General features: G+C 48.1%; 32 protein-coding genes and 1 pseudogene. 23 read left to right on the top strand and 10 right to left on the bottom strand.

Annotated elements, in window-relative coordinates; genetic code table 11:
• Positions 1-3 precede the first annotated feature (3 nt).
• On the bottom strand, positions 4-846 hold the full coding sequence (gene proC / locus ICW23_RS06615) for a pyrroline-5-carboxylate reductase (protein ID WP_188154188.1): 843 nt from the start codon (positions 844-846) through the stop codon (positions 4-6).
• A 395-nt stretch (positions 847-1,241) separates the two neighbouring features.
• Here proC and ICW23_RS06610 point away from each other — a divergent pair, with 395 nt between their 5' ends.
• The 5 genes from ICW23_RS06610 (at position 1,242) to ICW23_RS06590 (ending at position 5,805) form a co-directional block, all read left to right on the top strand.
• Positions 1,242-2,201, top strand: a complete 960-nt coding sequence (locus ICW23_RS06610; protein WP_188154187.1) for an MBL fold metallo-hydrolase — start codon at positions 1,242-1,244, stop codon at positions 2,199-2,201.
• 5 nt (positions 2,202-2,206) lie between these two features.
• A complete protein-coding gene (locus ICW23_RS06605; protein ID WP_188154186.1) occupies positions 2,207-2,983 on the top strand; it encodes an SDR family NAD(P)-dependent oxidoreductase in 777 nt (258 codons plus the stop codon).
• Between the two features lie 17 nt (positions 2,984-3,000).
• Positions 3,001-4,350: a D-serine ammonia-lyase gene (gene dsdA, locus ICW23_RS06600; RefSeq protein WP_188154185.1), complete on the top strand. Its 1,350-nt coding sequence runs from the start codon at positions 3,001-3,003 to the stop codon at positions 4,348-4,350.
• Between the two features lie 75 nt (positions 4,351-4,425).
• Positions 4,426-5,385, top strand: coding sequence for a type I pantothenate kinase (coaA, locus tag ICW23_RS06595; protein ID WP_049628730.1), 960 nt, complete (start codon positions 4,426-4,428; stop codon positions 5,383-5,385).
• Positions 5,386-5,409: 24 nt separating this feature from the next.
• Positions 5,410-5,805, top strand: coding sequence for a VOC family protein (locus tag ICW23_RS06590; RefSeq protein WP_029575378.1), 396 nt, complete (start codon positions 5,410-5,412; stop codon positions 5,803-5,805).
• A gap of 1 nt (position 5,806) precedes the next feature.
• Here ICW23_RS06590 and ICW23_RS06585 read toward each other — a convergent pair whose 3' ends face one another.
• The 5 genes from ICW23_RS06585 to ICW23_RS06565 form a co-directional block, all read right to left on the bottom strand.
• Positions 5,807-5,974, bottom strand: coding sequence for a DUF4083 family protein (locus ICW23_RS06585; RefSeq protein ID WP_095241772.1), 168 nt, complete (start codon positions 5,972-5,974; stop codon positions 5,807-5,809).
• Between the two features lie 63 nt (positions 5,975-6,037).
• Positions 6,038-7,108 carry an AI-2E family transporter gene (locus tag ICW23_RS06580; protein ID WP_047475679.1) on the bottom strand — a complete coding sequence of 357 codons (1,071 nt, stop codon included), beginning with the start codon at positions 7,106-7,108 and terminating at the stop codon, positions 6,038-6,040.
• 73 nt (positions 7,109-7,181) lie between these two features.
• Positions 7,182-7,388: a YqzH family protein gene (locus ICW23_RS06575; RefSeq protein WP_016939183.1), complete on the bottom strand. Its 207-nt coding sequence runs from the start codon at positions 7,386-7,388 to the stop codon at positions 7,182-7,184.
• Between the two features lie 101 nt (positions 7,389-7,489).
• Positions 7,490-7,834 carry a YolD-like family protein gene (locus ICW23_RS06570; RefSeq protein WP_045926984.1) on the bottom strand — a complete coding sequence of 115 codons (345 nt, stop codon included), beginning with the start codon at positions 7,832-7,834 and terminating at the stop codon, positions 7,490-7,492.
• A 14-nt stretch (positions 7,835-7,848) separates the two neighbouring features.
• Complete coding sequence (locus tag ICW23_RS06565) at positions 7,849-9,075, bottom strand: DNA polymerase IV (protein ID WP_188154184.1); 1,227 nt, start codon at positions 9,073-9,075, stop codon at positions 7,849-7,851.
• A 215-nt stretch (positions 9,076-9,290) separates the two neighbouring features.
• Here ICW23_RS06565 and ICW23_RS06560 point away from each other — a divergent pair, with 215 nt between their 5' ends.
• The 5 genes and pseudogenes from ICW23_RS06560 (at position 9,291) to ICW23_RS06540 (ending at position 11,633) form a co-directional block, all read left to right on the top strand.
• Entirely contained in the window at positions 9,291-9,761 is a 471-nt protein-coding gene (locus tag ICW23_RS06560; RefSeq protein WP_064779041.1) for a GNAT family N-acetyltransferase, read from the top strand.
• Positions 9,762-9,773: 12 nt separating this feature from the next.
• On the top strand, positions 9,774-10,046 hold the full coding sequence (locus ICW23_RS06555; protein WP_188154183.1) for an antibiotic biosynthesis monooxygenase family protein: 273 nt from the start codon (positions 9,774-9,776) through the stop codon (positions 10,044-10,046).
• Positions 10,043-10,982 (top strand): annotated as a pseudogene (locus ICW23_RS06550) (GNAT family N-acetyltransferase); the annotation flags it as partial. The gene ICW23_RS06555 and the pseudogene ICW23_RS06550, both read left to right, overlap by 4 nt.
• A gap of 74 nt (positions 10,983-11,056) precedes the next feature.
• Positions 11,057-11,419: an iron-sulfur cluster biosynthesis family protein gene (locus ICW23_RS06545; RefSeq protein WP_188154182.1), complete on the top strand. Its 363-nt coding sequence runs from the start codon at positions 11,057-11,059 to the stop codon at positions 11,417-11,419.
• Positions 11,394-11,633: a DUF2552 family protein gene (locus ICW23_RS06540; protein WP_003153307.1), complete on the top strand. Its 240-nt coding sequence runs from the start codon at positions 11,394-11,396 to the stop codon at positions 11,631-11,633. The genes ICW23_RS06545 and ICW23_RS06540 overlap by 26 nt, the downstream gene beginning before the upstream one ends.
• A gap of 39 nt (positions 11,634-11,672) precedes the next feature.
• Here the strand turns inward: ICW23_RS06540 and ICW23_RS06535 are convergent, their stop codons facing one another.
• A complete protein-coding gene (locus ICW23_RS06535) occupies positions 11,673-12,587 on the bottom strand; it encodes an alpha/beta hydrolase (RefSeq protein ID WP_188154181.1) in 915 nt (304 codons plus the stop codon).
• Positions 12,588-12,694: 107 nt separating this feature from the next.
• Here ICW23_RS06535 and ICW23_RS06530 point away from each other — a divergent pair, with 107 nt between their 5' ends.
• The gene (locus tag ICW23_RS06530; RefSeq protein WP_049628723.1) at positions 12,695-12,919 is read left to right on the top strand and encodes a YqkE family protein; all 225 of its coding nucleotides are present in this window, start codon (positions 12,695-12,697) and stop codon (positions 12,917-12,919) included.
• Positions 12,920-12,951: 32 nt separating this feature from the next.
• Here the strand turns inward: ICW23_RS06530 and ICW23_RS06525 are convergent, their stop codons facing one another.
• Both ICW23_RS06525 and mciZ read right to left on the bottom strand, forming a co-directional pair.
• Positions 12,952-13,872 (bottom strand): aldo/keto reductase, encoded by a 921-nt coding sequence (locus ICW23_RS06525; RefSeq protein ID WP_016939175.1) that lies wholly within the window; start codon positions 13,870-13,872, stop codon positions 12,952-12,954.
• Positions 13,873-13,934: 62 nt separating this feature from the next.
• Entirely contained in the window at positions 13,935-14,057 is a 123-nt protein-coding gene (mciZ, locus tag ICW23_RS06520) for a Z-ring formation inhibitor MciZ (protein ID WP_003153315.1), read from the bottom strand.
• A 78-nt stretch (positions 14,058-14,135) separates the two neighbouring features.
• On the opposite strand from mciZ, the gene ICW23_RS06515 reads away from it, so the two are divergent.
• The gene (locus ICW23_RS06515) at positions 14,136-14,690 is read left to right on the top strand and encodes an NUDIX domain-containing protein (RefSeq protein ID WP_016939174.1); all 555 of its coding nucleotides are present in this window, start codon (positions 14,136-14,138) and stop codon (positions 14,688-14,690) included.
• The gene (locus tag ICW23_RS06510; RefSeq protein ID WP_016939173.1) at positions 14,690-15,853 is read left to right on the top strand and encodes a TIGR00375 family protein; all 1,164 of its coding nucleotides are present in this window, start codon (positions 14,690-14,692) and stop codon (positions 15,851-15,853) included. Before ICW23_RS06515 ends, ICW23_RS06510 begins: the two co-directional genes overlap by 1 nt.
• A gap of 9 nt (positions 15,854-15,862) precedes the next feature.
• Here the strand turns inward: ICW23_RS06510 and ICW23_RS06505 are convergent, their stop codons facing one another.
• Positions 15,863-16,216 (bottom strand): helix-turn-helix domain-containing protein, encoded by a 354-nt coding sequence (locus ICW23_RS06505; RefSeq protein ID WP_016939172.1) that lies wholly within the window; start codon positions 16,214-16,216, stop codon positions 15,863-15,865.
• 175 nt (positions 16,217-16,391) lie between these two features.
• Between ICW23_RS06505 and ICW23_RS06500 the strand changes: the two genes are divergently transcribed.
• The 10 genes from ICW23_RS06500 (at position 16,392) to xerD (ending at position 24,924) form a co-directional block, all read left to right on the top strand.
• Positions 16,392-17,381, top strand: coding sequence for a type I asparaginase (locus ICW23_RS06500; RefSeq protein WP_016939171.1), 990 nt, complete (start codon positions 16,392-16,394; stop codon positions 17,379-17,381).
• 36 nt (positions 17,382-17,417) lie between these two features.
• A complete protein-coding gene (gene aspA, locus ICW23_RS06495) occupies positions 17,418-18,845 on the top strand; it encodes an aspartate ammonia-lyase (RefSeq protein ID WP_003153322.1) in 1,428 nt (475 codons plus the stop codon).
• A gap of 140 nt (positions 18,846-18,985) precedes the next feature.
• Positions 18,986-20,392, top strand: a complete 1,407-nt coding sequence (gene nhaC, locus ICW23_RS06490) for a Na+/H+ antiporter NhaC (RefSeq protein ID WP_188154180.1) — start codon at positions 18,986-18,988, stop codon at positions 20,390-20,392.
• 11 nt (positions 20,393-20,403) lie between these two features.
• On the top strand, positions 20,404-21,717 hold the full coding sequence (locus ICW23_RS06485; RefSeq protein WP_064779049.1) for an NAD-dependent malic enzyme: 1,314 nt from the start codon (positions 20,404-20,406) through the stop codon (positions 21,715-21,717).
• Between the two features lie 109 nt (positions 21,718-21,826).
• Positions 21,827-22,117 (top strand): hypothetical protein, encoded by a 291-nt coding sequence (locus tag ICW23_RS06480; protein WP_016939168.1) that lies wholly within the window; start codon positions 21,827-21,829, stop codon positions 22,115-22,117.
• 56 nt (positions 22,118-22,173) lie between these two features.
• Complete coding sequence (locus ICW23_RS06475; protein WP_095241746.1) at positions 22,174-22,401, top strand: hypothetical protein; 228 nt, start codon at positions 22,174-22,176, stop codon at positions 22,399-22,401.
• A gap of 76 nt (positions 22,402-22,477) precedes the next feature.
• Entirely contained in the window at positions 22,478-23,122 is a 645-nt protein-coding gene (gene spoIIM / locus ICW23_RS06470) for a stage II sporulation protein M (RefSeq protein WP_047475690.1), read from the top strand.
• Positions 23,123-23,234: 112 nt separating this feature from the next.
• On the top strand, positions 23,235-23,684 hold the full coding sequence (gene fur / locus ICW23_RS06465) for a ferric iron uptake transcriptional regulator (RefSeq protein ID WP_016939165.1): 450 nt from the start codon (positions 23,235-23,237) through the stop codon (positions 23,682-23,684).
• A gap of 114 nt (positions 23,685-23,798) precedes the next feature.
• Positions 23,799-24,026: a YqzK family protein gene (locus ICW23_RS06460; RefSeq protein WP_003153331.1), complete on the top strand. Its 228-nt coding sequence runs from the start codon at positions 23,799-23,801 to the stop codon at positions 24,024-24,026.
• A 7-nt stretch (positions 24,027-24,033) separates the two neighbouring features.
• Positions 24,034-24,924, top strand: coding sequence for a site-specific tyrosine recombinase XerD (gene xerD / locus ICW23_RS06455; protein WP_045925501.1), 891 nt, complete (start codon positions 24,034-24,036; stop codon positions 24,922-24,924).
• The last annotated feature ends 156 nt before the right edge of the window (positions 24,925-25,080 follow it).

Here is a 25,080-nt window from a genome sequence, read left to right as displayed (position 1 = left end):
GCTTTATGATTTGTCCGTCTTTTGCAGCACGGAGCCTGCGAATTGTTCTTTAATTTCGGCGCTCCGGGCTGCGGTTTCTGTAATGCAGTGAATGATGGCTTCTTCAAAGCGGCGCTCGTTTAACGCGCGAAGGCCTGCCTCAGTTGTGCCGCCAGGGCTTGTGATTTCCTTGCGCAGGCGCTCAGGTCGTTTGCTGCTTTTTTTGAGCATTTCCGTCGCCCCGGCCATGGTTTGTAAAATCAGCTCTTTTGCCTTTTCTTCCGGCAGACCGACTTGAAGGGCGGCTTTTTCCATCGCTTCGACATACCGGTACACATAGGCGGGGCCGCTCCCGGCGATGGCTGTGACGGCATCAAGGTGTTTTTCTTCAAAGAGCGTCGCTTCTCCGATTGTTTCGAGCAGCTCTTTTGCCGTCCGGATTTCTGCCTCACTCGCCTCAGAGCTTGCGGAAAAACCGGTCGCCGATTGCTGAATGGCCGCTGATGTATTCGGCATCGCGCGGATGATGGTGAGCTTTCTGCCGAAATATTGCTGAATGGTGTGAATCGTCAGCCCTGCGATGACAGAAATCACAAGCTGATCTTTCACGTATTCGCGAATGTTTTCAATACTTTCTGCCGCATCTTTCGGTTTAAAGGCGAGAACGATAATGTCGGTCTTGCTGAAAAACTCTTCTTTATCCCGGCACGGTTTCACTCCGTACGTTTTATGGAGTTCTTCAAGCCGGCTGTCATTTGACCGGTTTGTCATATATATATGCCCGGGGGCCGTCAGTCCGCTTTGCAGCAGTCCGTTCACCATTGCTTCCGCCATTGATCCGGCTCCGATAAAACCGATTTTCTTCATATAAATCCTCCTTCTTTCCAAAACACAAAAAAACCTTCCCGTCAAAAAGGACGAAAAGGTTTCGCGGTACCACCTTACATTAGCACGAATCAGCCGTGCTCAGCTCAAATCCCGTAACGAGGGATACGTTTAGGTTTTCCTAACCGCTCTGAGGGCAGGTTCTGTAAACAAGAGGGCCGCAATGTCTTTCAGCCGGGGACATTGCTCTCTGCTGCCGTTGTTTATATACTAGTTCCTCGTCATCGCGTTCCGTTTTTTCTAGTTTGTTGTTCATTATGCTATGCGGCAGAGCGGGATGTCAATCTTTTTTTCTGATATACGGCAATAATGACACAGGGAAGAGAAAAGGCTAAAATATGAGTATTCAGGAATGAAAAGAACGAAGGAGCGTAAATATGGCAGCGAGAAAGATCATTCCGATACGTGTACCGACTCCGTTTGCAGTCGGCGACGTTATCGTTTATTTAGTAAAAGATGAAGCCTTAACCCTCATTGATTGCGGCCCGAATACAAAGGAAGCGGCTGAATCGCTCTTCATGCAGCTTAAAGAACACGGTGTTTCTGCAGCAGATATAGATCAGGTAGTGCTCACTCATCATCACGCAGATCATTCAGGTTTGCTGCACCTTTTTTCCGATGATACGGAAGTAATCGGGCATCCGCTGAATGACAGGTACATTACTCAGAACCAGTCGTATATCGCCCGGCAGGAGGATTTTTTTCTGTCGCTTATGACAGAAATGGGCGTTCCTCTGACATATGAAGACATACATAAAACAGTTAAGCTGTCATACTTATTTTCTGCAAACCGTCCATTAACGAAAACAGTGGGAGAAGGCGGAAAAATTGACGGGCTGGATGGCTGGACGGTGCTCGAAATCCCGGGGCATGCCGCTTCCCACATTGCGCTTTACCATGAAAAAAACGGTGAAATGTTCAGCGGCGATCTGCTTTTGTCCAACAGCTCCACAAATCCGATTTTGGAAGCTCCGGAAAAGGGGAGCGTGCGCACGTCTCCGATGTTGGACTATTTGAAATCAATGAAGCGGCTGTATGATATCAACCCGTCCCTTTTATATCCGGGACATGGCGAGCTGCTGAAAGACGTAAGGTCTGCTGCTGACAGGCGGCTCGAAAAACAGCGAAACCGGGCGGAATATGTGCTGCACCTGCTGTCAGAGGAATCGCTGACGGCTTTCCAAGTATGCCGGCGGCTGTTTCCGGCTGTGTACGAAAATGAATTATTTTTAACGATGTCAGAAACGATCGGTCATCTTGACGTGCTGGCTGCAAAAGGGAAGGCCGAATCCTTTCAGTCGGAAAATACTCTGATGTTTAAAGCTGTGAAGGGGTGAAGGAAATGGGCAGATTAACGGATAAGCGGATTTGGATCACCGGGGCATCCGGCGGACTCGGAGAACGGCTTGCATATTCCTGTGCGGCAGAAGGGGCTCATGTTTTTTTATCCGCAAGGCGGGAGGACCGCTTGCAGGAAGTGAAAAAAACGATTACCGCGCGGGGCGGACAGTGTGATGTCATTCCGTTTGACGTCCGGCATGCAGAAGAGGCTGAAAACGTAAGGCGTTTGATCGGTCATGTTGATGTATTAATCAATAACGCCGGGTTCGGCATTTTTGAAACTGCCGCTGATGCATCTTTGGATGATATGAAGGCGATGTTTGAAGTCAATGTATTCGGATTAATTGCCTGTACGAAAGCCTGTCTTCCGGTGATGCTTCACGCCAAAAGCGGCCATATTATCAATATCGCTTCACAGGCCGGCAAACTGGCGACACCGAAATCAAGCCTTTATTCCGCTACGAAACACGCCGTTTTAGGGTATTCCAATGCGCTGCGGCTCGAGCTGGCCGGTTCGGGTGTAGCTGTGACAACGGTTAATCCCGGCCCGATCAAAACAGACTTCTTTACAATTGCAGATAAAGAGGGCGGTTATGTGAAAAGCGTCGGCAGATGGATGCTTGATGCCGACCATGTGGCAGAGCGCATTACGTCCGTGATTTTGACGGATAAACGGGAAATGAATCTTCCGCGATGGATGAGTTTCGGGACGAAGCTGTATCAGCTTTTCCCATCGTTTACAGAAAAACTGGCCGGCCGCGCATTAAAGAAAAAGTAACAAGGGGGAGACAGTAAATGTCCGATCGGGATATACGCACGGCATTGATGGAAGAGCCTTTAGTCAGACAAATGGCGGAGGCGCGGGAAGTATTTTGGATCAACCCGCATAAAACCGATGATCCAGTAAAACATGGCGCTGAATGGAAAAAGGAGATTGCCGAAGCGGAAGAAAGGCTGCGCCGGTTTGCGCCTTATATCGCGGCGGCTTTCCCGGAGACGGAAGAGGCGGGGGGCCTCATTGAATCTCCGCTTGTCTTGATTAATGAAATGAAGAAGCGTCTGGAACACAGCGCTGCTCAGGCTTTCCCCGGGCGCCTGCTTTTGAAGTGCGACCATGAACTTCCGATTTCCGGTTCCATTAAAGCGCGCGGCGGGATTTACGAAGTGCTGAAGCATGCCGAAGATCTCGCGGTAAAAGCGGGAATGCTCTCAGCAGACGACGATTACAGCATATTGACTGAGGAACGGTTTACCGCTTTTTTCTCGAAATATTCTATAGCCGTCGGTTCTACGGGTAATTTAGGTTTGAGTATCGGCATAATCGGCGCGAAGCTCGGTTTTTGTGTGACCGTGCATATGTCCAGTGACGCCAAGCAGTGGAAAAAAGAGCTGCTCCGGGAAAAAGGGGTTCGGGTCATCGAATACGAAGCAGACTACAGTCTGGCTGTCAAAGAAGGGCGCATTCAGGCGGAGCAGGACCCTTATTGTTATTTTATTGATGATGAGCATTCCCGGGATCTGTTTTTGGGGTATGCAGTTGCGGGAAGCCGTGTAAAAAAGCAGCTGGATCAAATGAACATTAAGCCTGCTGCAGATGAGCCGCTTTTCGTCTATCTGCCGTGCGGGGTCGGAGGAGGACCGGGCGGCGTCGCGCTCGCGCTAAAGCTGATCTATGGCGAACATGTCCATATTTTTTTCGGTGAGCCGACGCATTCACCGTGTATGCTGTTGGGTCTGTTTTCCGGCTTGCATGACGGAATCAGCGTGCAGGATATCGGTCTTGATAATCAAACGGCCGCCGACGGACTTGCGGTGGGAAGGCCGTCCGGACTGGCCGGCCCCCTGATGGAACCTATACTCAGCGGCTGTTATACCGCCGATGACGGCACGCTTTTTTCGCTGCTCTATCAATTAAGAACGGCTGAGAATAAGAGCCTTGAGCCTTCTGCCCTCGCCGGCATGGCAGGAGCTGTCAAGTTCGTTCAGACTGAAGCGGGAAACCGTTACATAAAAGAGCGGGGGATTGAGATGGAAAATGCCGTGCACCTTGTGTGGAGCACCGGCGGGAGCATGGTTCCGGAGAAGGAAATGGAAGAGTACAGCAAGCTCGGTTCCTCATTTGCGAAAAAAATGGGCAGACAGTGAAGCGGTTTTCCGTTACAATCTTTGTAAGCGTTTGTTTTTTTACCGGAAAGCCATACAGAGAGATTGGTGTGAATTGTGAAAAGTAAAGAATTGAACTTACATACATTGTACACGCAGCACAGCCGCGAGTCTTGGGCCGGATTCGGCGGTCATCTTTCCATTGCCGTTTCAGAAGAAGAAGCCAAGGCCGTAGAGGGGCTGAATGACTACCTATCGGTGGAAGAAGTAGAAACGATTTATATTCCGCTTGTGCGACTGCTCCATCTTCATGTCACGTCTGCCGCAAAACGTAATCAGCATGTCAACGTGTTTTTGAAGCATCCGCATTCAGCCAAAATCCCGTTTATCATCGGAATCGCGGGCAGCGTCGCCGTCGGCAAAAGCACCACCGCAAGAATTTTGCAAAAGCTTCTTTCCCGTCTGCCCGACAGGCCGAAGGTGAGCCTGGTGACAACTGACGGTTTCTTGTATCCGACGGCGGAATTAAAAAGGAAAAACCTTCTGTCCAGAAAGGGATTCCCGGAAAGTTACGACGTGAAAGCGCTGCTTGAGTTTCTGAATGATATAAAATCAGGGAAAGAGAGAGTGGAGGCGCCCGTATATTCCCATCTTACTTATGACAGGGAAGAGGGCGCCGTCGAAGTGGTCGAAGGTGCGGATATCGTTATTATCGAAGGAATCAACGTCCTGCAGTCGCCGACCTTAGAGGACGACAGGGAAGATCCGCGGATTTTTGTATCGGATTTCTTTGATTTTTCGATTTATGTGGATGCCGAAGAAAGCCGGATTTTCACGTGGTATTTGGAGCGTTTCCGTCTTTTGAGGGAAACCGCTTTTCAGGATCCGGCCTCTTATTTTCATAAATTTAAGGATTTATCTGATGCAGAAGCGGATACCATGGCCGCCTCCATTTGGGAGAGCGTCAACCGTCCGAATCTGTATGAGAATATTCTGCCGACAAAATTCAGGTCGGATTTGATTTTGAGAAAAGGTGACGGCCATAAAGTTGAAGAGGTGCTGGTAAGGCGTGTGTGATGTAAGGAGGAAGCCAATATTATGATGCATCATATTGAATTGTATGTATCTGACTTGAAAGCCTCCGCCCGGTTTTGGGGATGGTTTTTAGGTGAGCTCGGTTATAGGGAATTTCAAAATTGGGACTCCGGCATCAGCTGGAAAAACGCAGGATTTTATGTTGTGCTTGTCCAGACAAAGGAGCGTTTTTTAACACCGGAGTACCACAGATGCCGGGTCGGGCTGAACCATCTGGCTTTTCATGCTTCATCAAGAGAGCAGGTTGACGAGATGACAGAAAAGCTGCTTGCCAGAGGATGCCCCGTGCTTTACAGGGACCGCCATCCATATGCAGGCGGAAGCACGCATTACGCCGTATACACGGAGGACCCGGATCGGATAAAGGTGGAGCTGGCTGCTCCTGCCTCTGATTCTGAATGAACTATACCTTTTCGTTTTTTTCTTCGCGCAGCGCGTCGAGTTTCTTTTCGATTCTGTCCAATTGTATGCGGCGCTTGTTCAAGCTTCTGAATACATATATCACGGCAAACAGGAAAACCGCGGCTGCGGCGAATGAAATCAATTGAAAAATGACATCACCGATGTTCATCTTTTTACCTCCGTGTGCGGCGGGCGCTTCTCTGAGCCCGCCATTTTTCATTTTAGTGTCTCTCTAGCCTTGTTTTTTTCTGAGTATGAACAGTTTCTGCATGTGGCTTATGATCACCTTTGCGGCCGCATATCCCGGAATGGCCAGCAGCATCCCGGCAATACCCGAGAATTTGCCGGCGGCCAGCAGAAGAAAAATGATGGTCAGCGGGTGAATGTCCAGCTTCCGGCCCATAATTTGCGGGGAAATCAGTTGGCTTTCAAGCTGCTGGACAATGACGACAACCGTAATCACAAGCACCGCCTCGGTCGGTGAATCCAACAATCCGACAATGACTCCGGGAAATGTGCCGATCCAAGGTCCGATAAACGGAATCAGGTTTGTCACCATGGCGAACGCGCCCAGAACGAGCGGATAATCGAGCCCGATGATGAAATAGCCGATCGTGACGAGCACGCCGACACAGAAACTGACGAGCAGCTGTCCTTGTATGTATGAACTGAGAGCCTCATCCATGTCCCGGAGGATTTGTTTTCCTTCCTTTTGATGTTTTTCCGGAAGAAGCCGGAGCAGCCGCCGGGGCGCTTTATTTCCTTCTTTTAACATGTAATACAGCGCAAACGGAATAATGGCGGCGGTGATGGCGGCATTGGCAGCCGCACCGGCCAGGCTGCTGAGAGAATCAGCGATTGAACCGGAATAATTTGCAGCTTTGTCTGCTAATTTTTTGAAGGAATCCTCATGCTGAAGCCGGGAAAACCATTTACTGTCCTGGAGATGCCCGATCCAATTTTCAGCTTTTGCGGAAAGCTCGGGAATGTGATCTGTGAAGGCTGTAAACTGTTTTTGAACGGCAGGGCCCGCCGTGTAAAGGAAGAGGACAAAAAGGCCGGCTGTTCCCGCATAAATCGCTAAAATTGCGATTCCTTCAGGCAGCTTTAATTTCGCATGCAGCACTGTGACGAGCGGGCGGCACAAATAGTAAAGGACGCCCGATAACACAATGGGCGGAAACAAGGTTTTAACCGTAATCACAACAGGCTGGAACAAAAAGTCTATTAATGTTCCGAGATAAATGATGAGAAATAACAGAAGAACGGCATAGCCGATCTTGAAATAAGGCCCGACAGGCATATTCTGCACCACGCAATCTTTAAGGGTTTACTCTCGGACGTTTCCCTTATCGCCCGGCGCATAAACGTCCGTGTCAGGAGAACTGCCCCTGATTGGTGACATAATCGTAGATAATATCTTCTACATGGGCATGGAGGTCCTCATCGGGTTCTTCGTTCCTTCTTTCTTCTAAAGCTTTTTTCAAACTCTGTTTTTCATAGGGGCTCAGCGGATCTGTCGATACATTCCGTCCATACTGGCGGAGGGCCTGTCCCAGCATTTTTTCTACAAATTGATCCATCGTATATTCTCCTATTCTTATCATTCATCCTTATTCTACTAAATATCATGTGATCCTCCCACTCTTCTATCATATTTTCTGTCAGGCCGCTTTAGGTTCTTTTATTCCAGTTCAGCTGAGAGAATAAGATGAAACGGCAGGGTTAACGCATCTTCATCGTTTATGATTTTTAAACGTTTTTCGTCATGCTTCACTTGTTTTACCCATCCCCAAAACCGGCGGGGGCCGTGTGCGGAAGCGTAGGTGACTGAGATGGCCCTGTCTTCTTCAATCGCCGCCGCAATGATGCGGTTCATGTCGTTCATTTGCTCTTCGCTCAGTTCCGGCGGCCGGAATTCCCGTTCTTTTCGTTTCTTTGCAAGCAGCTGCTCCCGGTGTTCGGGGAGCATCATCCGGCTTGACTCCCACATGACATTATATCCGGGTGTTAATTTGTTCGGATTCATGTATATCACCTCAATTATTTGTAATGCCCGCCGATTTTTTCAGCCCGGTGAAAGGCTTGGCCGGCCTCTGTCAGCGACACGGCATGGAGCAGCGACGCAGGGCCGTACCGCTCATGGATATCATCCAATACTTTGCCGAGACTGATCTTTTTTTCCTGGGCATCGAACAGGCTCAGCTGAACATAATCACAGGGCTCCAGCTGGGAAAGGGCGACGCCGGCGCTGCGGACGGGCTCCCCGTTCCAGTGCTCTTTGAAGAGCTTGACCGCCGTTTTAAAAATATCCATTCCGAAATTGGTCGGAGAGACGAGCTTTTTCTGTCTGTGAAAACCTGAAGGGAAATCAAAATCGGCGCCCCTGATGCTGACTGAAACCGTATGGCCGATGTATTGTTTAAAACGGGCGCGGCGGGCCACTTCTTCGCTTAACTCCAGCAATACGACTTTGATATCCTCAAAGCGGCTGTAGTCTCTCGGAAGAGTCATGTTATGGCCGATCGCTTTTTGCCGGCTGTGCGTGTTGACGGTGACCGGAGAGGGATCGATGCCGCGGGCTGTCCGCTGAAGCAATTCGCCGTTAATGCCCCAGCGCTTTTTCAGCAGTTCGGGAGGATGCGCGGCAAGCCCGCCGATCGTGCTGATGCCCATCCGCCTTAAATGATGCTCCATCCGTTTTCCGATGCCGAATAATTTTCCGACCGGCAGCGGCCACAGATCCTGCCTGATATTTGACATATCCAATCTGTGGATGCCGGATGCGTTTTTTTTGGCAAAATGGTCGCAAGCCATTTTCGCGAGCGCCTTATTCGGCCCGATGCCGACACGGGCATAAATTCCGAATTCACGCATAATCGCTTGTTGAATGTTTTTGGCGATTGTAAAAGGATCACCGAACAGCCGCCTGCTCCCGGTCACGTCGAGAAACTGCTCATCGATGGAGTAGGGTTCTACAAGATCGGTATACCGCTCGAACAGCTCGGTAATCATAACGGAGACATCAATATACCGCTGCATCCGCGGCCGGACGATAACGGCGTCTGGACATTTGGCCTGCGCTTCCCCCAGCCGTTCAGCATTTTTTACGCCGTATCGTTTGGCGAGCGGACAAGCCGCAAGCACGACGCCGCTGCGTCTTTCGGGATCTCCCGAGACAATGACGGGCCGGTTTTTAAGATGAGGCGCTTCCGCTTTTTCCACAGACGCATAAAACGATTGCATATCAACAAGAAGAATATCAGCCATAAAAAAACCTCCGGGAACATTTGTTCTGTTTTTCATTTTACCCGAACAATGACCATGTTTATACTGGTAAATCATTCCCCGGTTGGAAGACGGGCTGATTCGTCCGCTTGAAAAGAAATCATTTACAATTGCAAACAACCCACATATAATTTTTTATATTCCAATGAGAAGAGCTGACATTCATTTTGCCGGACGAAAAGGAGAGTCAATCGATAATGGATATTCGAACAATTACCTCTGAAGACTATGAAATGGTTACGTCTGTTTTGAATGAATGGTGGGGCGGCAGGCAGATGAAAGACAAACTGCCGCGCTTGTTTTTTGAACATTTTCAGGACACAAGCTTTATTACGTTCGGGCCGGAGGGAATGACCGGTTTTTTAATCGGGTTTCAGTCACAATCAGACCCTGAGACGGCATACATACATTTTTCCGGTGTGCATCCGGATTTCAGAAAAATGCAAATTGGAAAACAGCTTTATGACCGATTTATGGAGACGGTGAAAGAAAGGGGCTGCACAAAAGTCAATTGCGTGACGGCGCCTGTCAATAAAGTATCAATCGCTTATCATACAAAATTAGGCTTTGAAGTTGAAAAAGGAACCAAAACCGTAAACGGAATCCCTGTTTTTGCGAATTATGACGGTCCGGGAGAAGACCGGATTCTGTTTGTGAAATACATATAGAGGAGGCTGAAAATGGGCTTTTTAGCTGACACGCCCAAACCGCCTTATAATGCGGTCATTTTTTCATCAATCAAGAGAGAATATGATGAGGAATATGAACAAACGGCAGAGCGCATCACGGTTCCCTGCTGGGACAGCCTGGAGGCGATTAAAAGGTGGAAAGACCATACTGACCACCGGGCGGCAAAACAAAAAGGAAGAAGCGCCTGGTATGAAGCGTATGCAGTCCGCATGACAAGGACGGAGCCGCAGCGGATGTTTGCGTCAAAAGGAGCGGAAGATTGATTGCATTTTTACAGCATACACAAGAACAGACGGCGCGGGAAATTGCGGCGGTTCAGCGCTGCTCTTATCAAAAAGAAGCCGAGCTGATCGGCTTTTTCGGTATTCCCGGTCTGCATGAAACAGCCGAAGACATACAGCGGTCACAGGAGACGTTTGCCGGTTTCAGAGTAAAAGATCAGCTCGCAGGCGTCATTTCGTATGAAAAAAAGGGATATGACCTTGTCATATGCAGGCTGACGGTGCACCCATCCGGCTTTCGGAAAGGAATCGGACGGGCGCTTATTCAATTTGTGATAGACCAAAACCGGGATGCCCAAAAAATAGAGGCGGCTACCGCCAGTCAAAACGTTCCGGCAGTCTCTCTCTATTTAAAAGCAGGGTTCACGGAAGCCGGACAGACTAAGACGCCGGAAGGGCTGACCCTCTCATTTTTTCATCTTTATCCGAAGAGAAAAGCGGAAGTTATACCGCACCAGCCGGAATGGAAAGAGATGTTTGAAAGAGAGAAAGCGAATTTGCTCCGAATCTTCGGCCGCGCACTCCATTCGGTCAGCCACATCGGCAGCACCTCCATCCCCGGGATGGCCGCAAAACCCGTCATTGATATACTGGCGGAGGTTAAAGATATTTCGGACGCTGACCGACTCAGTCCGCAGCTGGAAGCACTCGGCTATGAGGCGAAAGGGGAAAACGGGATAGAGGGCCGGCGTTTCTTTCAAAAAGGCGGCAGCAAGCGCACACACCACATCCACATATACGAAACAGGCCATCCGGACGTGGGGCGTCATCTGCTGTTCCGGGATTACCTCACCGCAAAGCCTGAAAAAGCGGCTCGCTGAGACATACCCGTACGATATGGCAAAGTATATTGAAGGGAAAAAGGACTGGATCAAGGCGGCTGAACAAGAGGCAAAGGACTGGGAGAGCGGGCTGCTGTAAAAAAAGCAGAAACAATGCATACAGCGGCTCGGTATGCTACAATGGCGAAAATGAAACACGGAGGATCACCTATGCAAATACATGTGACAGATGCCGCGAAACACACGCTTTTGCAGGTAATGGACGCCAACCCGGAGAAAAAAGCGCAGCTCCGCTATGACGCAGAAGGCTGCGGGTGCGCGGTCAGCGGCGTGCCGGCCATCTGGCTGGCGGACGAATTAACGGGACAATGCGAACGCATTGAAACCAACGGACTTCCGCTTTACATCCAGACTTCTCAAAAAGTGTTTTTTGACGAGGAAATGACAATCGATTACAATGAAAAGGCAAAAACGCTCGTCTTAAAAAGCCCGGCAGAAATGCTGAGCCCGAGAATGAGCATATTAGTAAAGCAGGGAGAAACTGAAAGTGAATCAAAAGCTGAAAGCCATTAAACAGACGGCACAGCATAAAACGTGGGTATCCTTTTTGAACAACAACCATCCGTACAGTCTGCTGCACTGGTCCATCGGAGGCGCTGAATCCGTACAAAAGGATGTCTGGCTGCTTCAGGATGAGATGACCTTCAAAGCGCAGGAGTTTACGACAATCGACCTCGCCATTGACTGGATCGGAGAAAATATGGACGGGATTACCGACGTTTTATGACGGGAAAGCGAAAGAACCAGTATACGTTCTTTCGCTTTTTTACGTTTGCGTTATGGTATCTAAAAAGGTTTGCACGGCTTGACGGTAGCTCTCCGGATTTTTGGTGTACGACATGGCATGCCCGCCCGATTCGGCCAGATACAGCATCTTCGGGCCGCGTTTTCTGCGGTGCAGCATTTCGGAGGAAGCGGGAGGTATATAATCATCCTCCTTACTGTGGATAAACAGAACGGGCTGCCGGATGCGGCTGATAACCGATAAAGGCGAGACGTCACGGATGCGGTATCCTTCTCTCACCAGCAAAAAGAAATCAGCCAAAGGCAGCAGCGGCCACCGAGGCAGCCGGAATTCCCGCTTCAGCCTGTAGGCTAACTGATCGTGAAAACTTGCGAACGGACAGTCCGCAATATAAAAATCAGCGCCGTCTCCATCCTGATGATCTCCCGCGTATAATAAGGCCGACACAGCTCCCATTGATTCGCCGTGGATACCGATTTGACCGCCGTCCCCGATTTTGTTTCTCACCCAATTCACGGCTTCTTCCAAATCATCTTTTTCAAAATAACCGTAGCTCGTTGTTCGGCCGCCGCTTTTTCCGTGCCGGCGGTGGTCATACACGAGCACACTCCAGCCTAAATCCAGAAACAAATCCATGTATTTCAATGAATTAAACAAATTGACGGTAACACCGTGACAAATAATCATCGTGTTTGCCGTACGATGCGGGGCGATGTAAAAGCCTTTGATCTCATACCCGTGGCGTGACAAGATGACGGCCTCTTCTTTTTCCATGGCCTGAAAGGAATCAAATACCCCACGCCAGTCTGCCCTTTCTCTTTTTATGATGTCTTCATCCGTCTTTTTCTTCATAAACATGATCAGATTCGTAAAAGCAAATCCGGCGGCCAAAAAGACCGCACAAGCAGAACCGAACACCGCCAGCCATTTTTTCACGCAGGCACCCTCCTTTAATATGAAAAATCCTTCCCTATGAACGTTGCCGGCCTCCGGCGCTCCATGGTACACTTGCTTCACCATTATTCAGATACGGGGGTATAATGATGAAAAAGCAGCTGTCTAAAGAAAAACACAGCTTAAAAGACAATCTGGAGGAAGATCTGAAGGCCAGGCTTTTGCAAATGAAAAGTGAGCTGAAGGAAGAAGACGAGAAAAAACAGGCGCAGCAAAAGGCGGAACAAATCAGAAAACGAAAAGAAAAAGAAAAAAATAAAAGCTTTGAAGAGCTGCTGAATGAAAGCAGTCTCGATTGGCACAAATATAAATAAACCGGCATCTGACAAGGTGCCGGTTTTATTGTTTAAGAACGATGGGCTTCGTATACGTCCTGTTTTGTATGGTATTGCAGGGCTTTGATTTCCTGACTGCTTAAACGCCGGGCTTCTGCAGCCGAACAGTTTTCTCTCAGCTGTTCAGGCGAGCTTGCTCCGGTGATGACAGAAGCGACGGCCGGCTGTGAAAGCAAGTATTGAAGAGAAAGCTCCGTCATGCTCAGATCAGGCACAGCAGCGTTAATCGCTTTTTTGGTTTCTGCCAGTTCTTCAAAAGAATATGTTAAATAGCCGTTCTCTTTTACGCTTGCGGCCGCTTGATCGAGCGGTTTTTCCGTAAGAAGCCCTTTAGCGACAGGCCCTCTGGCGACGACGCTGATTCCGTTCTCCTCTAAAAGGGGAAGCCACTCCTCGGGACGCCGATCCAGCAGGCTGTATTGCATCATAATACTTGTGATATTTGATTTTTTCACATATTCTTTAATGACATTCGGACGAATCGAGGAAATGCCGTAATACCGGATGACACCTTCCTGTTTTAAGTCCTCGAACGCTTCGATCGTTTCATCAATCTGATCCTCCATTGTGCCGCCATGCAGCTGATAAAGGTCGATATAGTCCGTTTTCAGCCGGCGCAGACTGTTTTTGACCGCTTCTTTTATGTATCCTTTGGAAGCGTCCCAATGCCAGCCGTCTTTCTCATCATTCCAGCGGTTTCCGGCTTTCGTGGCTAAAATGATGTCGTGTCTGCGGTTTTTGACGGCCTCCCCGACGATTTCCTCATTTCTGCCGAAATCATAAAGATCAGCGGTATCTAAATAATTGATTCCAAGCTCGATCGCTTCATCCAAAATAGACAGCGCCTTAGCTTTATCCGTGCCGAGCGACATACAGCCGAGCCCGATTTCGCTTATTTCTAAATCAGAACGTCCCAATTTGCGTTTTCTCATCATTTTGCTCCTTTTTATGGTCTTTTATTGACCGTAATATAAAGGCGCGAAGTTTTCAACTGTTAAGGCCCGGTGATCCAATCTCCGACATAGCGGAATGTCCGTCCGTACTCTTTCAATTTAGCCCGCACTTCCCAAGCCTTTCCGACCAATACGATGCTCTTATCCTTCCGGTACACCTTCAATCGAAAAGCACCTCCCTCTTATGCATGTATGATAAAATATATGAGGCATAATAGAGAGACAGAACGGGAGATGACATGATGAAACATTTAGAAGAAAAAACACTTGCGAAAAAAAAGCTGTATGACGGGAAAGTCATAGATCTTTACTTAGAGGATGTAGAGCTCCCGAACGGAAAAACAAGCAAGCGGGAAATCGTCAAACATCCGGGAGCGGTGGCCGTACTTGCGATAACCGAAGAAGGAAAAATCATTTTGGTGAACCAGTTCAGAAAGCCGCTGGAACGGACAATCGTTGAAATTCCGGCCGGCAAGCTGGAAAAAGGAGAAGAGCCCGAACATACCGCATTAAGAGAGCTAGAAGAAGAAACGGGATATACGGCGGAAACCTTGACGAAAATCACCGCTTTTTATACATCACCCGGATTTGCTGATGAAATCGTGCACCTCTTTCTTGCTGAAGGGCTTTCATTGCTTGAAGAAAAGCGCGAACTGGATGAGGATGAATTTGTCGAAGTGATGCAGGTCACGCTTGAAGAGGCCGTGAAGCTGGTTGAATCCCGCCGGGTGTATGACGCTAAAACGGCATACGCGATTCAGTATCTCCAGCTGAAAGAAGCGCTGAAGGAAAAATGATGAAAACCGTTTATGCGGATCTGCATATTCATATCGGGCGCACCTATACGGGAAGACCGGTCAAAATCACCGGGGCTAAAACGTTGACGCTGCAGCGGATTTTGGAAGAAGCAAGCGAGGGGAAGGGAATTGAACTATTGGGCATCATCGACTGCCATTCCCCGGAAGTCTTGGAAGAAATCGAGCTCGGAATTGATGAAGGCAGATACCGTGAGCTGAAAGAAGGCGGCATCCGCTATCGGAATACGACGCTTCTGTTGGGCAGTGAGCTTGAAATTTATGATCACACATGCCGCGGACCGATTCACGTTCTCGTCTTTATGCCGGCTCTTGCCGAAATGAAGATGTTTTCTGAGTGGCTCGCAAAAAGGCTTAAAAATATCCATCTCAGTTCCCAGCGTATTTACGAGACCGGTTTGAATCTTCAAAAGAAAACAAAGGAATTGGGCGGGCTGTTTATTCCCGCCCATATGTTCACCCCGCATAAAAGCCTGTACGGAAAAGGGGTCAGATCTTCTTTGACAGAAGTTTTCGACCCGGCGCTTATTGACGCGGCGGAACTCGGATTAAGCTGCGACACTGACATGGCTTCACGATTAACGGAACTTGATCCGTATACATTTTTAACAAATTCTGATGCGCATTCCTTAGGAAAAATCGGCAGAGAATATAATGAAATGCTTCTGAAGAAAGCGAACTTTACGGAATTTTCGCTGGCTCTAAAAGGGAAGGGCGGAAGAAGAATCACGGCGAATTACGGACTGAACCCGAAGCTCGGGAAGTATTACAGGACGGCTTGCGACCGCTGCGGCAGCCCGGCTGAAAAAGGAGCTTTAAAATGTACGGAATGCGGCGGGAAAACAATGACAAAAGGGGTCAGTGAACGGCTGGAGGAACTGAGCGGACCGAAAAAAAGCCGCGTGCCGCGGCCTCCGTATATTCATCAAATCCCTCTGCAGTTCATTCCCGGAGTCGGGCCGAAAACATTGGAAAAACTAAAGCGGACTTTCGGGACGGAAATGGCGATTCTTCATCAGGCAGAAGAAGAGGACCTGGCACGCATCGTGCAGCCCAAAATAGCGGCTGTCATTCATAAAGCGCGCACCGGGCAGCTCGCCCTTGAGGCGGGAGGCGGAGGAACATACGGCCGGATCAAGCCGTAAAGCCGGTTTTTAGCGAAGCTCCTCCTGTACCTTTTTTTTCGTGCGGACAAACGCAATCAATTCGATGATTTCATCCTGATTAAGCGGCTCCCCGTCAACGGTCAGTGTGCCGCGGCCTTGTGCGGCTTTTGTTAATTCGATGGTCTGGGCAAACGGCTCCGCCTTTTTTTCAGTGCGCCCCAGTAAATCGTCGCACGTCGTGTCAAACAGATCGGCAAGCGTGCCCAGCGCTTCGAATGACGGGCGCCGGTAGCCTGACTCATACCCGGCGTATGTGCTTTTTGCGATGCCGAGCCGGTCAGCTGTATATTGAAGAGACCAATTTTTCTTTTTTCTCAGTTCAGTTAAACGATCTAAATTCATATTCAAAACCGCTCCTTTTCACTTGAGCAAAATTATATCATATCGATGTGTAAAAGTGTACGCGAATTGAATAATAATCACTTGATTAATTTCATTCGTCTGTCTATAATTTGATTAAAAGTATGCGAAAAGCGAATGCTTAAACATCTTGAGAAATGATGAAGAGGTGCAGGGTATGAAAAAATTATTGCTGTTAACAACCGGAGGAACAATCGCCTCAGTCGAAGGAGAAAACGGGCTTGCACCCGGGGTGAAAGCAGACGAATTGTTAACCTACGTATCAAAACTTGATAACGATTACACGATGGAAACCCATTCGTTAATGAACATCGACAGCACCAATATGCAGCCTGAATATTGGGTCCAAATAGCTGATGCTGTCAAAGAAAAATATGACGCGTATGACGGGTTCGTCATCACGCACGGCACAGACACAATGGCATATACATCAGCGGCGCTGTCTTATATGCTTCAGCATGCCGATAAACCGATCGTCATTACGGGTTCGCAAATCCCGATTACATTTCAAAAAACCGATGCCAAAAAAAATATCACGGACGCGATCCGCTTCGCATGTGAAGGGGTGGGCGGCGTATACGTCGTATTTGACGGCAGAGTCATTCAAGGCACCCGCGCCATTAAATTAAGAACGAAAAGCTATGATGCATTTGAGAGCATTAACTACCCGTATATCGCGTTTATTACCGAAAACGGAATTGAATACAACAAACACGTGCACATGCCAAAAGACGACGCCTTTACGGTCAATACGTCACTTTGCACGGACGTGTGCCTGCTCAAGCTTCATCCGGGTCTTAAACCGGAAATGTTTGACGCGTTAAAGGGTATGTACAAAGGAATCGTCATTGAAAGCTACGGCAGCGGCGGCGTGCCGTTTGAAGGAAGAGACATTCTCGCCAAAGTCAATGAAATGATTGAAAGCGGCATTGTCGTTGTCATTACGACACAATGTCTTGAAGAAGGAGAAGACATGAGTGTCTATGAAGTCGGACGGAGAGTCAATCAAGATCTCATCATCCGTTCAAGAAATATGAACACAGAAGCCATTGTGCCGAAATTAATGTGGGCGCTCGGCCAGTCTCACAATTTGGCCGAAGTCAAAAACATAATGGAGACACCGATCGCAGACGACGTTGTACTGTAAAAAAGACCACCATCAAAGAGAAAGTAGGGTTTTAGCATGACAAACGCGCAAAAAGAATATCGTCAGGAAAAAGATTTCCTCGGAGAAAAACAAATTGAAGCTGATGTGTATTACGGAATCCAAACGCTGCGCGCGAAAGAAAACTTTCCGATTACCGGCTACCGCATCCATGAAGAAATGATTAATGCGCTCGCCATCGTCAAAAAAGCGGCGGCGCTTGCCAATATGGATGTAAAGCGCCTCTATGAAGGAATCGGCAACGCGATTGTCCAGGCCGCAGACGAGATTCTTGAGGGTAAATGGCATGACCAATTCATCGTCGATCCGATCCAAGGGGGAGCCGGAACGTCCATGAACATGAATGCCAACGAAGTAATCGGCAACAGAGCGCTTGAAATCATGGGACATAAAAAAGGTGAATACATTCATCTCAGCCCGAACACACACGTCAATATGTCACAATCGACAAACGACGTGTTCCCGACGGCGATTCATATTTCTACCTTAAAACTTCTGGATAAGCTCCTTGATACAATGGCGCATATGCTGAGTGTCTTTAAAGATAAAGCGAAACAATTTGATTCTGTCATTAAAATGGGACGCACACACCTTCAGGACGCTGTGCCGATCCGTCTCGGACAGGAATTTGAAGCGTACAGCCGCGTGCTTGAGCGTGATATAAAGCGAATTAAACAATCCCGCCAGCATCTGTATGAAGTAAACATGGGGGCAACGGCTGTAGGTACGGGACTTAACGCTGATCCGCGCTACATAGAACAGGTTGTAAAGCACCTGGCTGACATCAGCGGACTGCCTCTTGTCGGCGCCGGCCATTTGGTTGATGCCACACAAAACACTGATGCTTATACGGAAGTTTCAGCCGCGTTGAAGGTATGCATGATGAATATGTCTAAAATCGCCAACGATCTGCGCTTAATGGCCTCAGGTCCGCGCGCGGGACTTGCGGAAATTTCACTGCCCGCCCGTCAGCCGGGATCATCCATTATGCCGGGGAAAGTCAACCCTGTCATGGCAGAGCTGATCAACCAAATCGCCTTCCAGGTCATCGGGAATGACAATACGATCTGCCTCGCTTCAGAAGCGGGCCAGCTGGAGCTTAACGTGATGGAGCCGGTGCTCGTATTTAACCTGCTTCAATCCATCAGTATTATGAACAACGGTTTCCGATCATTTACCGATCATTGCCTGGCGGGGATTGAAGCCAACGAAAAACGCCTGAAGCAATACGTGGAAAAAAGCGTCGGCGTTATTACAGCGGTCAACCCGCACCTTGGATATGAGGCGGCTGCGCGAATTGCCCGTGAAGCAATCATGACGGGGCAATCTGTAAGAGATCTCTGTCTCCAAAACGATGTACTGACAGAAGAAGAATTGGATATCATTTTGAATCCGTATGAAATGACAAAACCGGGGATTGCCGGAAAAGATCTTTTAGAAAAATAAATTTTGAAGCAACAACAGCCGCCTTTTCACGTTTTTCAGTGAATAGGCGGTTGCCATACAAAGGGATGAGGAAGTATAGTATAATTTGTTATATCATTTTATGAAAGCGTTTTAGCTTTTTCTTCTAGGGGGATTTTTTTGTGAAAGAGATCAGATTGCCAAATTTATTGGAAATTATTATCTTATTATTCGGGTTTTTAGCGCTTGTTTTGTCATTCACAGTGTTTTTAGACCTGCCGATCCAGCTTGCTCTCTTTATATCCTGGTTTATCGCTATTATTCTCGGAATCAGGCTGGGACATTCATATAAAGACTTGCAGTCATCCATTGTCACCGGGATATCAAACGGTCTTGAAGCCGTTCTGATCCTAGTTTCAGTCGGTGCCCTTATCGGGACATGGATTGCCGGCGGCGTTGTGCCGACTTTAATTTATTATGGTTTAGAGTTTATTAATCCTCATGTGTTCCTGCTTGCTACATTGGTTATTTGTTCGGTTATGTCCGTTGCGACCGGGACGTCCTGGGGAACCGTGGGGACGGCGGGAATCGCCATGATTGCCATCGGAGAGGGAATGGGCATACCGCTTCCGATCGTAGCGGGGGCCGTTTTGTCCGGCGCTTACTTCGGGGACAAGCTTTCACCGCTGTCTGACAGTACGGTGCTTGCCTCCACGCTTTCTAAGGTGGATGTGCTGTCACACGTCAGAGCGATGATGTATCTGTCCATTCCGTCCTATATCATTACGGCCATTCTTTTTACCGTAACGGGATTTATATACGGCGGAAAAAATATTGATCTTGATAAAGTGGAATTTTTAAAGTCTGCATTGCAGAAAACGTTTGATATTCATATATGGATGCTTATCCCGGCGGTTGTCGTCGTCGTCCTGCTGATTTTGAAAAAGCCGTCTATGCCCGTTATCGTCATCGGCGCCTTGCTTGGCGCCATCTGGGCTTCTGTTTTTCAGGGAATGAATTTTGCCAGTGCCATCGCGACTGCTTACAATGGTTTTTCTATTAAAACGGATGTCGAATTTTTAAATGGCCTGTTAAACCGCGGAGGCATCACCGGCATGCTGGATACGTTGGTCGTTATCCTTTTCGGTCTCGGGTTTGGAGGAATTCTTGAGAAGCTCGGCGTATTAAAAGTGATTGTCTCAACTTTTGAGAAAAAACTGACCACACCGGGAAATGTAACGCTTTCGACGCTGATCGTCGCCCTTTTAGCAAACATTTTCGGCTGTGCGATGTATGTGTCATTGATACTGACGCCGAAAATTATGGAGAACAGTTATGATAAACTGAAACTTGACAGAAGAATTTTATCCCGGAATGCCGAGGTGGGCGGCACGCTTACTTCAGGGATGGTGCCATGGTCTGACAACGGCATCTATATGGCCGGCATTCTCGGCGTATCCACGTTTTCTTATCTGCCGTTCATGTGGCTCAGTTTTGTATCTATCGGACTGGCCATATTGTACGGATACACGGGTAAATTCATTTGGTACACGAAAGAAAAATCCTTGCAATCTCAAAAACTGGGTTAGGGAGGTATTTTATGATTACAAAGCATATGATTCGGACGTTAATGATAGAAACGCCGACTGTGCCCGGAAATCTGGGAAAAGTGGCAACAGCCATCGGAGTGATGGGCGGAGATATCGGGGAAGTTGAAACCGTTAAAGTCGGCCCGAACTACACCATGCGCAACATTACGGTGCAGGCCGAAAATGATGAGCAGCTGCAGGAAATCATTCAAGCCATTGAAGCTCTCGGTGAAGGCATCCGGCTTCATACCGTCTCAGATGAAGTGCTCTCTGCTCATGAAGGCGGAAAAATTCAGATGAAAAGCAAAATGCCGATCCGGACACTGGCTGAGCTTGGCCGTGTTTATACGCCGGGCGTGGCCGATGTGTGCAGACTGATCGAAAGCGAGCCTGAAAAAGCATCCATCTATACGACCATCAGCAATTCTGTCGCCATTGTCACCGACGGAACGGCGATTCTCGGTCTCGGCAACATCGGCTCTGTCGCCGGAATGCCCGTAATGGAAGGGAAGGCAGCGCTTTTTGACCAGCTGGCAGGCATCAGCGGTATTCCGATTTTGCTCGACACCTCTGATCCGGAAGAAATCATCCGCACGGTAAAACATATTTCTCCGGGATTCAGCGGAATTCTGCTTGAAGATATCGGTTCGCCTCACTGCTTTGACATTGAAGACCGCCTGAAGGAAGAATTGGACATTCCGGTTATGCACGACGACCAGCACGGCACGGCGGTCGTCACTCTCGCCGCCGCCATTTCCGCTTGTAAAAGCGCAGGTCTTGATTTAAAAGAAGCGAAAGTCGGACAGATCGGTCTCGGCGCGGCGGGCGTCGCCATCTGCCGTATGTTTATGGCATACGGAGTCAAAGCAGTCTGCGGAACGGACAAGTCAGAAGAAGCAATGAACCGCCTCGCTCAATACGGAGGTCAGCCGCTTGAAAGCATTAAAGATTTAATGGACACGTGTGACATTGTGATCAGCACGACAGGAGTTCCGGGGCTCATTAAAAAAGAGGATGTCAGAAAAGGACAAGTCATTCTGGCCTTATCTAATCCGAAGCCGGAGATTGAACCGGAAGAGGCGCTGCAGGCCGGAGCCGCTTATGCAGCCGACGGCCGTTCAGTCAATAATGTTCTCGGCTTCCCGGGTATTTTCCGCGGCGCGCTGAACGCGAAAAGCAAGAAAATTGATCATGAAATGCTTGTGGCGGCCGCTGAAGCCATCGCTTCTTGTACGAAACACGGTGATCTCGTGCCTCAGCCTTTGGACGCGGACGTGCATCACGCCGTATCGGCAGCTGTAGAGCGGGCCGCGGCGGGAAAATAAATAACGCTCAAAGCACCGGATATGTATCCGGTGCTTTTTTATCATGAATAGAAAGCGGAATTCTTTGGCAGGCTAACAGAAGCAAAAGACGGAATAAAGAGGTGTCAATGTGGATTATTTTCCGCTGATCCATACAAATATTTGGGATGCTGTGATCGGTGTGCCGGTCGTCTTATGCGTCACACAGCTGATCAAAGTGTTCTGCAGGGTTCCCGGCATATTCGTTCCCACGATTGCCCTTGTTGTCGGAAATATTGTGTCTATCGTTTTCGGTCACCACGAACACGTGTATGAGGGGAGTTTTATGGGATTCTTTTACGGATACGCCGCAATGGGGAGTTTTTCATCTGCCAAAACATCTCTGCGCGCCTACCGGAAGAAACATGAGCCCTATTCATGAACACACCTGGATTTTTTTGTTATGATAGAGAAAAGGCAAAAAGGAGCGATCTGCACATGGCGAAAAGCAAAGCGAAAAAAATGCGGGAGCATCTCAGAAGAAACGGGTTGCGTGACGCAGTCTTATCAAGAGGGGCGGCGCCGTCCTTCAGCACGCATGAAAGAGTGACAAAAACCAAAAAAGACAGGCTGGAAAGAATAAAGCATAAAAAAAGGAATCCCCATGATCACAAGAGTGATGGCGGGGATTCTTTTTTTTGCCGGAATCTCGGAGCCTTTCTATGATTTCTCTGTCATGTTTTCTCTTTTCTTTCATACAATCTACTAAATCAAGTCAATAGATTAGCGGGAGGAAAGCGGTATGAGGAAACAATCGTACAAAGAACTGTTTTTTCGCCATATGAAGGATCATCTGTCACTTTATATATTTGTGTCTGTCTTGTTTTTAATGGGTGTCATTTTCGGCGCGATCATTGTCAACAGCATGACAATCACGCAGAAAGAAGATTTGTATTACTATTTAAGCAAATTCTTCGGACAGCTGTCTGACGGAAAACATGCCGGCGCCTCAGACATGTTTTGGCAGGCCGTCTTTCATGATGTAAAATATTTGGGGCTGATGTGGATTCTGGGTATTTCCGTAATCGGTCTCCCGGTGATTTTCATCATGGTGTTCTTGAAAGGAATCGTCGTCGGTTTTACGGTCGGATTTCTAGTGAATCAAATGGGGATGAACGGATTTTTCCTGTCTTTCATCTCGGTGCTGCCGCAAAACATCGTTCTCATTCCGGCATACCTTATCATGGGGACATGCTCTATCGCTTTTTCGCTGAAACTGATCCGGCAGCTGTTTGTCAAACGCAGCCTCCACGACACGCCGATCCAATGGTTCGGACGCTACGCCTTCGTGCTGATTCTCATCATTTTCTTCTCGGTCATCGCTTCACTGCTGGAAGCGTATGTGTCTCCGTTGTTTATGGAAAAGCTTTCATCACGGATCTTTTAGAATGATTATCACAAAATAATACTTTTATTTATCAGTTTATAATAATTATAGTTGGAACTCTGCGCGTATTTTGTTATAATGAGTCATGGAATGCGGCGTAGGAGGGAAAGACATGGAAAACCGTATTGATCGAATTAAAAAGCAGCTGCACTCATCAAGCTACAAGCTTACGCCACAGCGTGAAGCAACGGTAAGGGTGCTGCTTGAAAATGAAGAAGACCATTTAAGCGCAGAAGATGTATACCTCCTCGTAAAAGAGAAATCTCCTGAAATTGGTCTCGCTACAGTATACCGTACATTAGAATTATTAACAGAATTAAAAGTCGTTGATAAAATTAACTTCGGGGACGGCGTATCCCGCTACGACCTTCGCAAAGAGGGCGCGGCCCACTTCCATCATCATCTGGTGTGCATGGAGTGCGGAGCCGTCGATGAAATTGAAGAAGATCTGCTTGAAGACGTTGAAGAAGTGATTGAACGTGATTGGAAATTTAAAATTAAAGATCATAGATTGACTTTTCACGGAATCTGCCACCGCTGCGGCGGGAATGAAACAGAATAAAAGCCTATGAACCTTTTCTGCCAGGAAAGGGTTTTTTGCTGTTTTTATGTATAAAAGCCTTTGAAATTGGCATAAGGTGTACTAACAGCCGCCAAAGAAAGGATCGATCGAAAGATGGGCAGATTCCTAAAAACAGCAGCGGATACGATCAAAGTGTTTATTCTGTTCACAGGTTTTACCGCGCTGTTCTATTATGCTATGATATGGGTGAATTCAGAGTATGAAAACTATCATCGGTACGATAAACCGGAAGGCTCCGCCGTCAAAGTGGCCAAAACGGAACATGAGGAGAAGGACGGCTGGTTCGGCCGGTTGATCTTTTTTTACCAAAACGGGGAGTAGATCAAGAGTGAAGGATCAAATTAAGGATTTCATCCATTATGTGAGGGTTGAAAGAGGGCTGTCCCAAAATACGATGATGTCCTATGAGCGTGATCTGAAAAGTTATTCTCTCTTCTTAACTGAAACCCTTCAGATCACTTCTTGGAATGATGTGACCCGTCTTCATATTATTCAATATTTAAAGCATTTGAAGGATTCGGGGAAATCAGGGAAGACGTCTGCCAGGCATTTGGCGTCAATCCGGTCTTTTCATCAATTTCTGTTAAGGGAGAAAGCCGCGGATAAAGATCCTTCGGTACATATTGAAACACAAAAAACAGAGCGGGCCCTCCCAAAAGTGCTGGCGCTGAACGAAGTAGAGCGGTTATTGGACACGCCTAAGCTTGACAGCCCGTTCGGTCTCAGGGATAAAGCCATGCTCGAATTGCTGTATGCAACCGGCATCAGGGTCAGCGAGATGATTGAGCTGAAATTATCCGACGTTCATTTGACGATGGGATTTGTCCGCTGCTTCGGAAAAGGCCGGAAAGAGCGGATTGTGCCGATCGGTGAAGCCGCCTCTCATGCGATCGAAGCATATATCGAAAAAGCCAGAGGGAAATTATTAAAGAAAAATGTGACCGAAGCGCTTTTTCTGAATCATCACGGCAGGCAGATCAGCCGTCAGGGATTTTGGAAAAACCTGAAGAAAATCGCCCTTGAGGCAGGCATTAAAAAAGAACTGACACCGCACACGCTCCGGCACTCTTTTGCAACGCACCTGCTTGAAAACGGGGCGGACCTGCGCGCCGTGCAGGAGATGCTTGGACATGCTGATATTTCCACGACGCAAATTTACACGCATGTGACGAAAACAAGGCTGAAGGACGTGTACAAGCAGTATCATCCGCGCGCCTAGGAGCCGCTGGCAAGGTGCCGCGGCTTTTTTCTGTCGGATTGGCGGAATACAGAGAAGGTTCTTATTATTTGAATAGGCATTGTCAATAAGAATGTAAACGGTTTATACTTGAGTTGTCTGACCTCTGTAAGCTAAAATGGACAGATGGAAGAAAAG

The sequence above is a fragment of the Bacillus sp. 1021 genome (assembly GCF_014534735.1).
In the GTDB taxonomy this organism is placed as follows: domain Bacteria; phylum Bacillota; class Bacilli; order Bacillales; family Bacillaceae; genus Bacillus; species Bacillus siamensis.
This window is presented reverse-complemented; position numbering and strand designations above follow the sequence as displayed.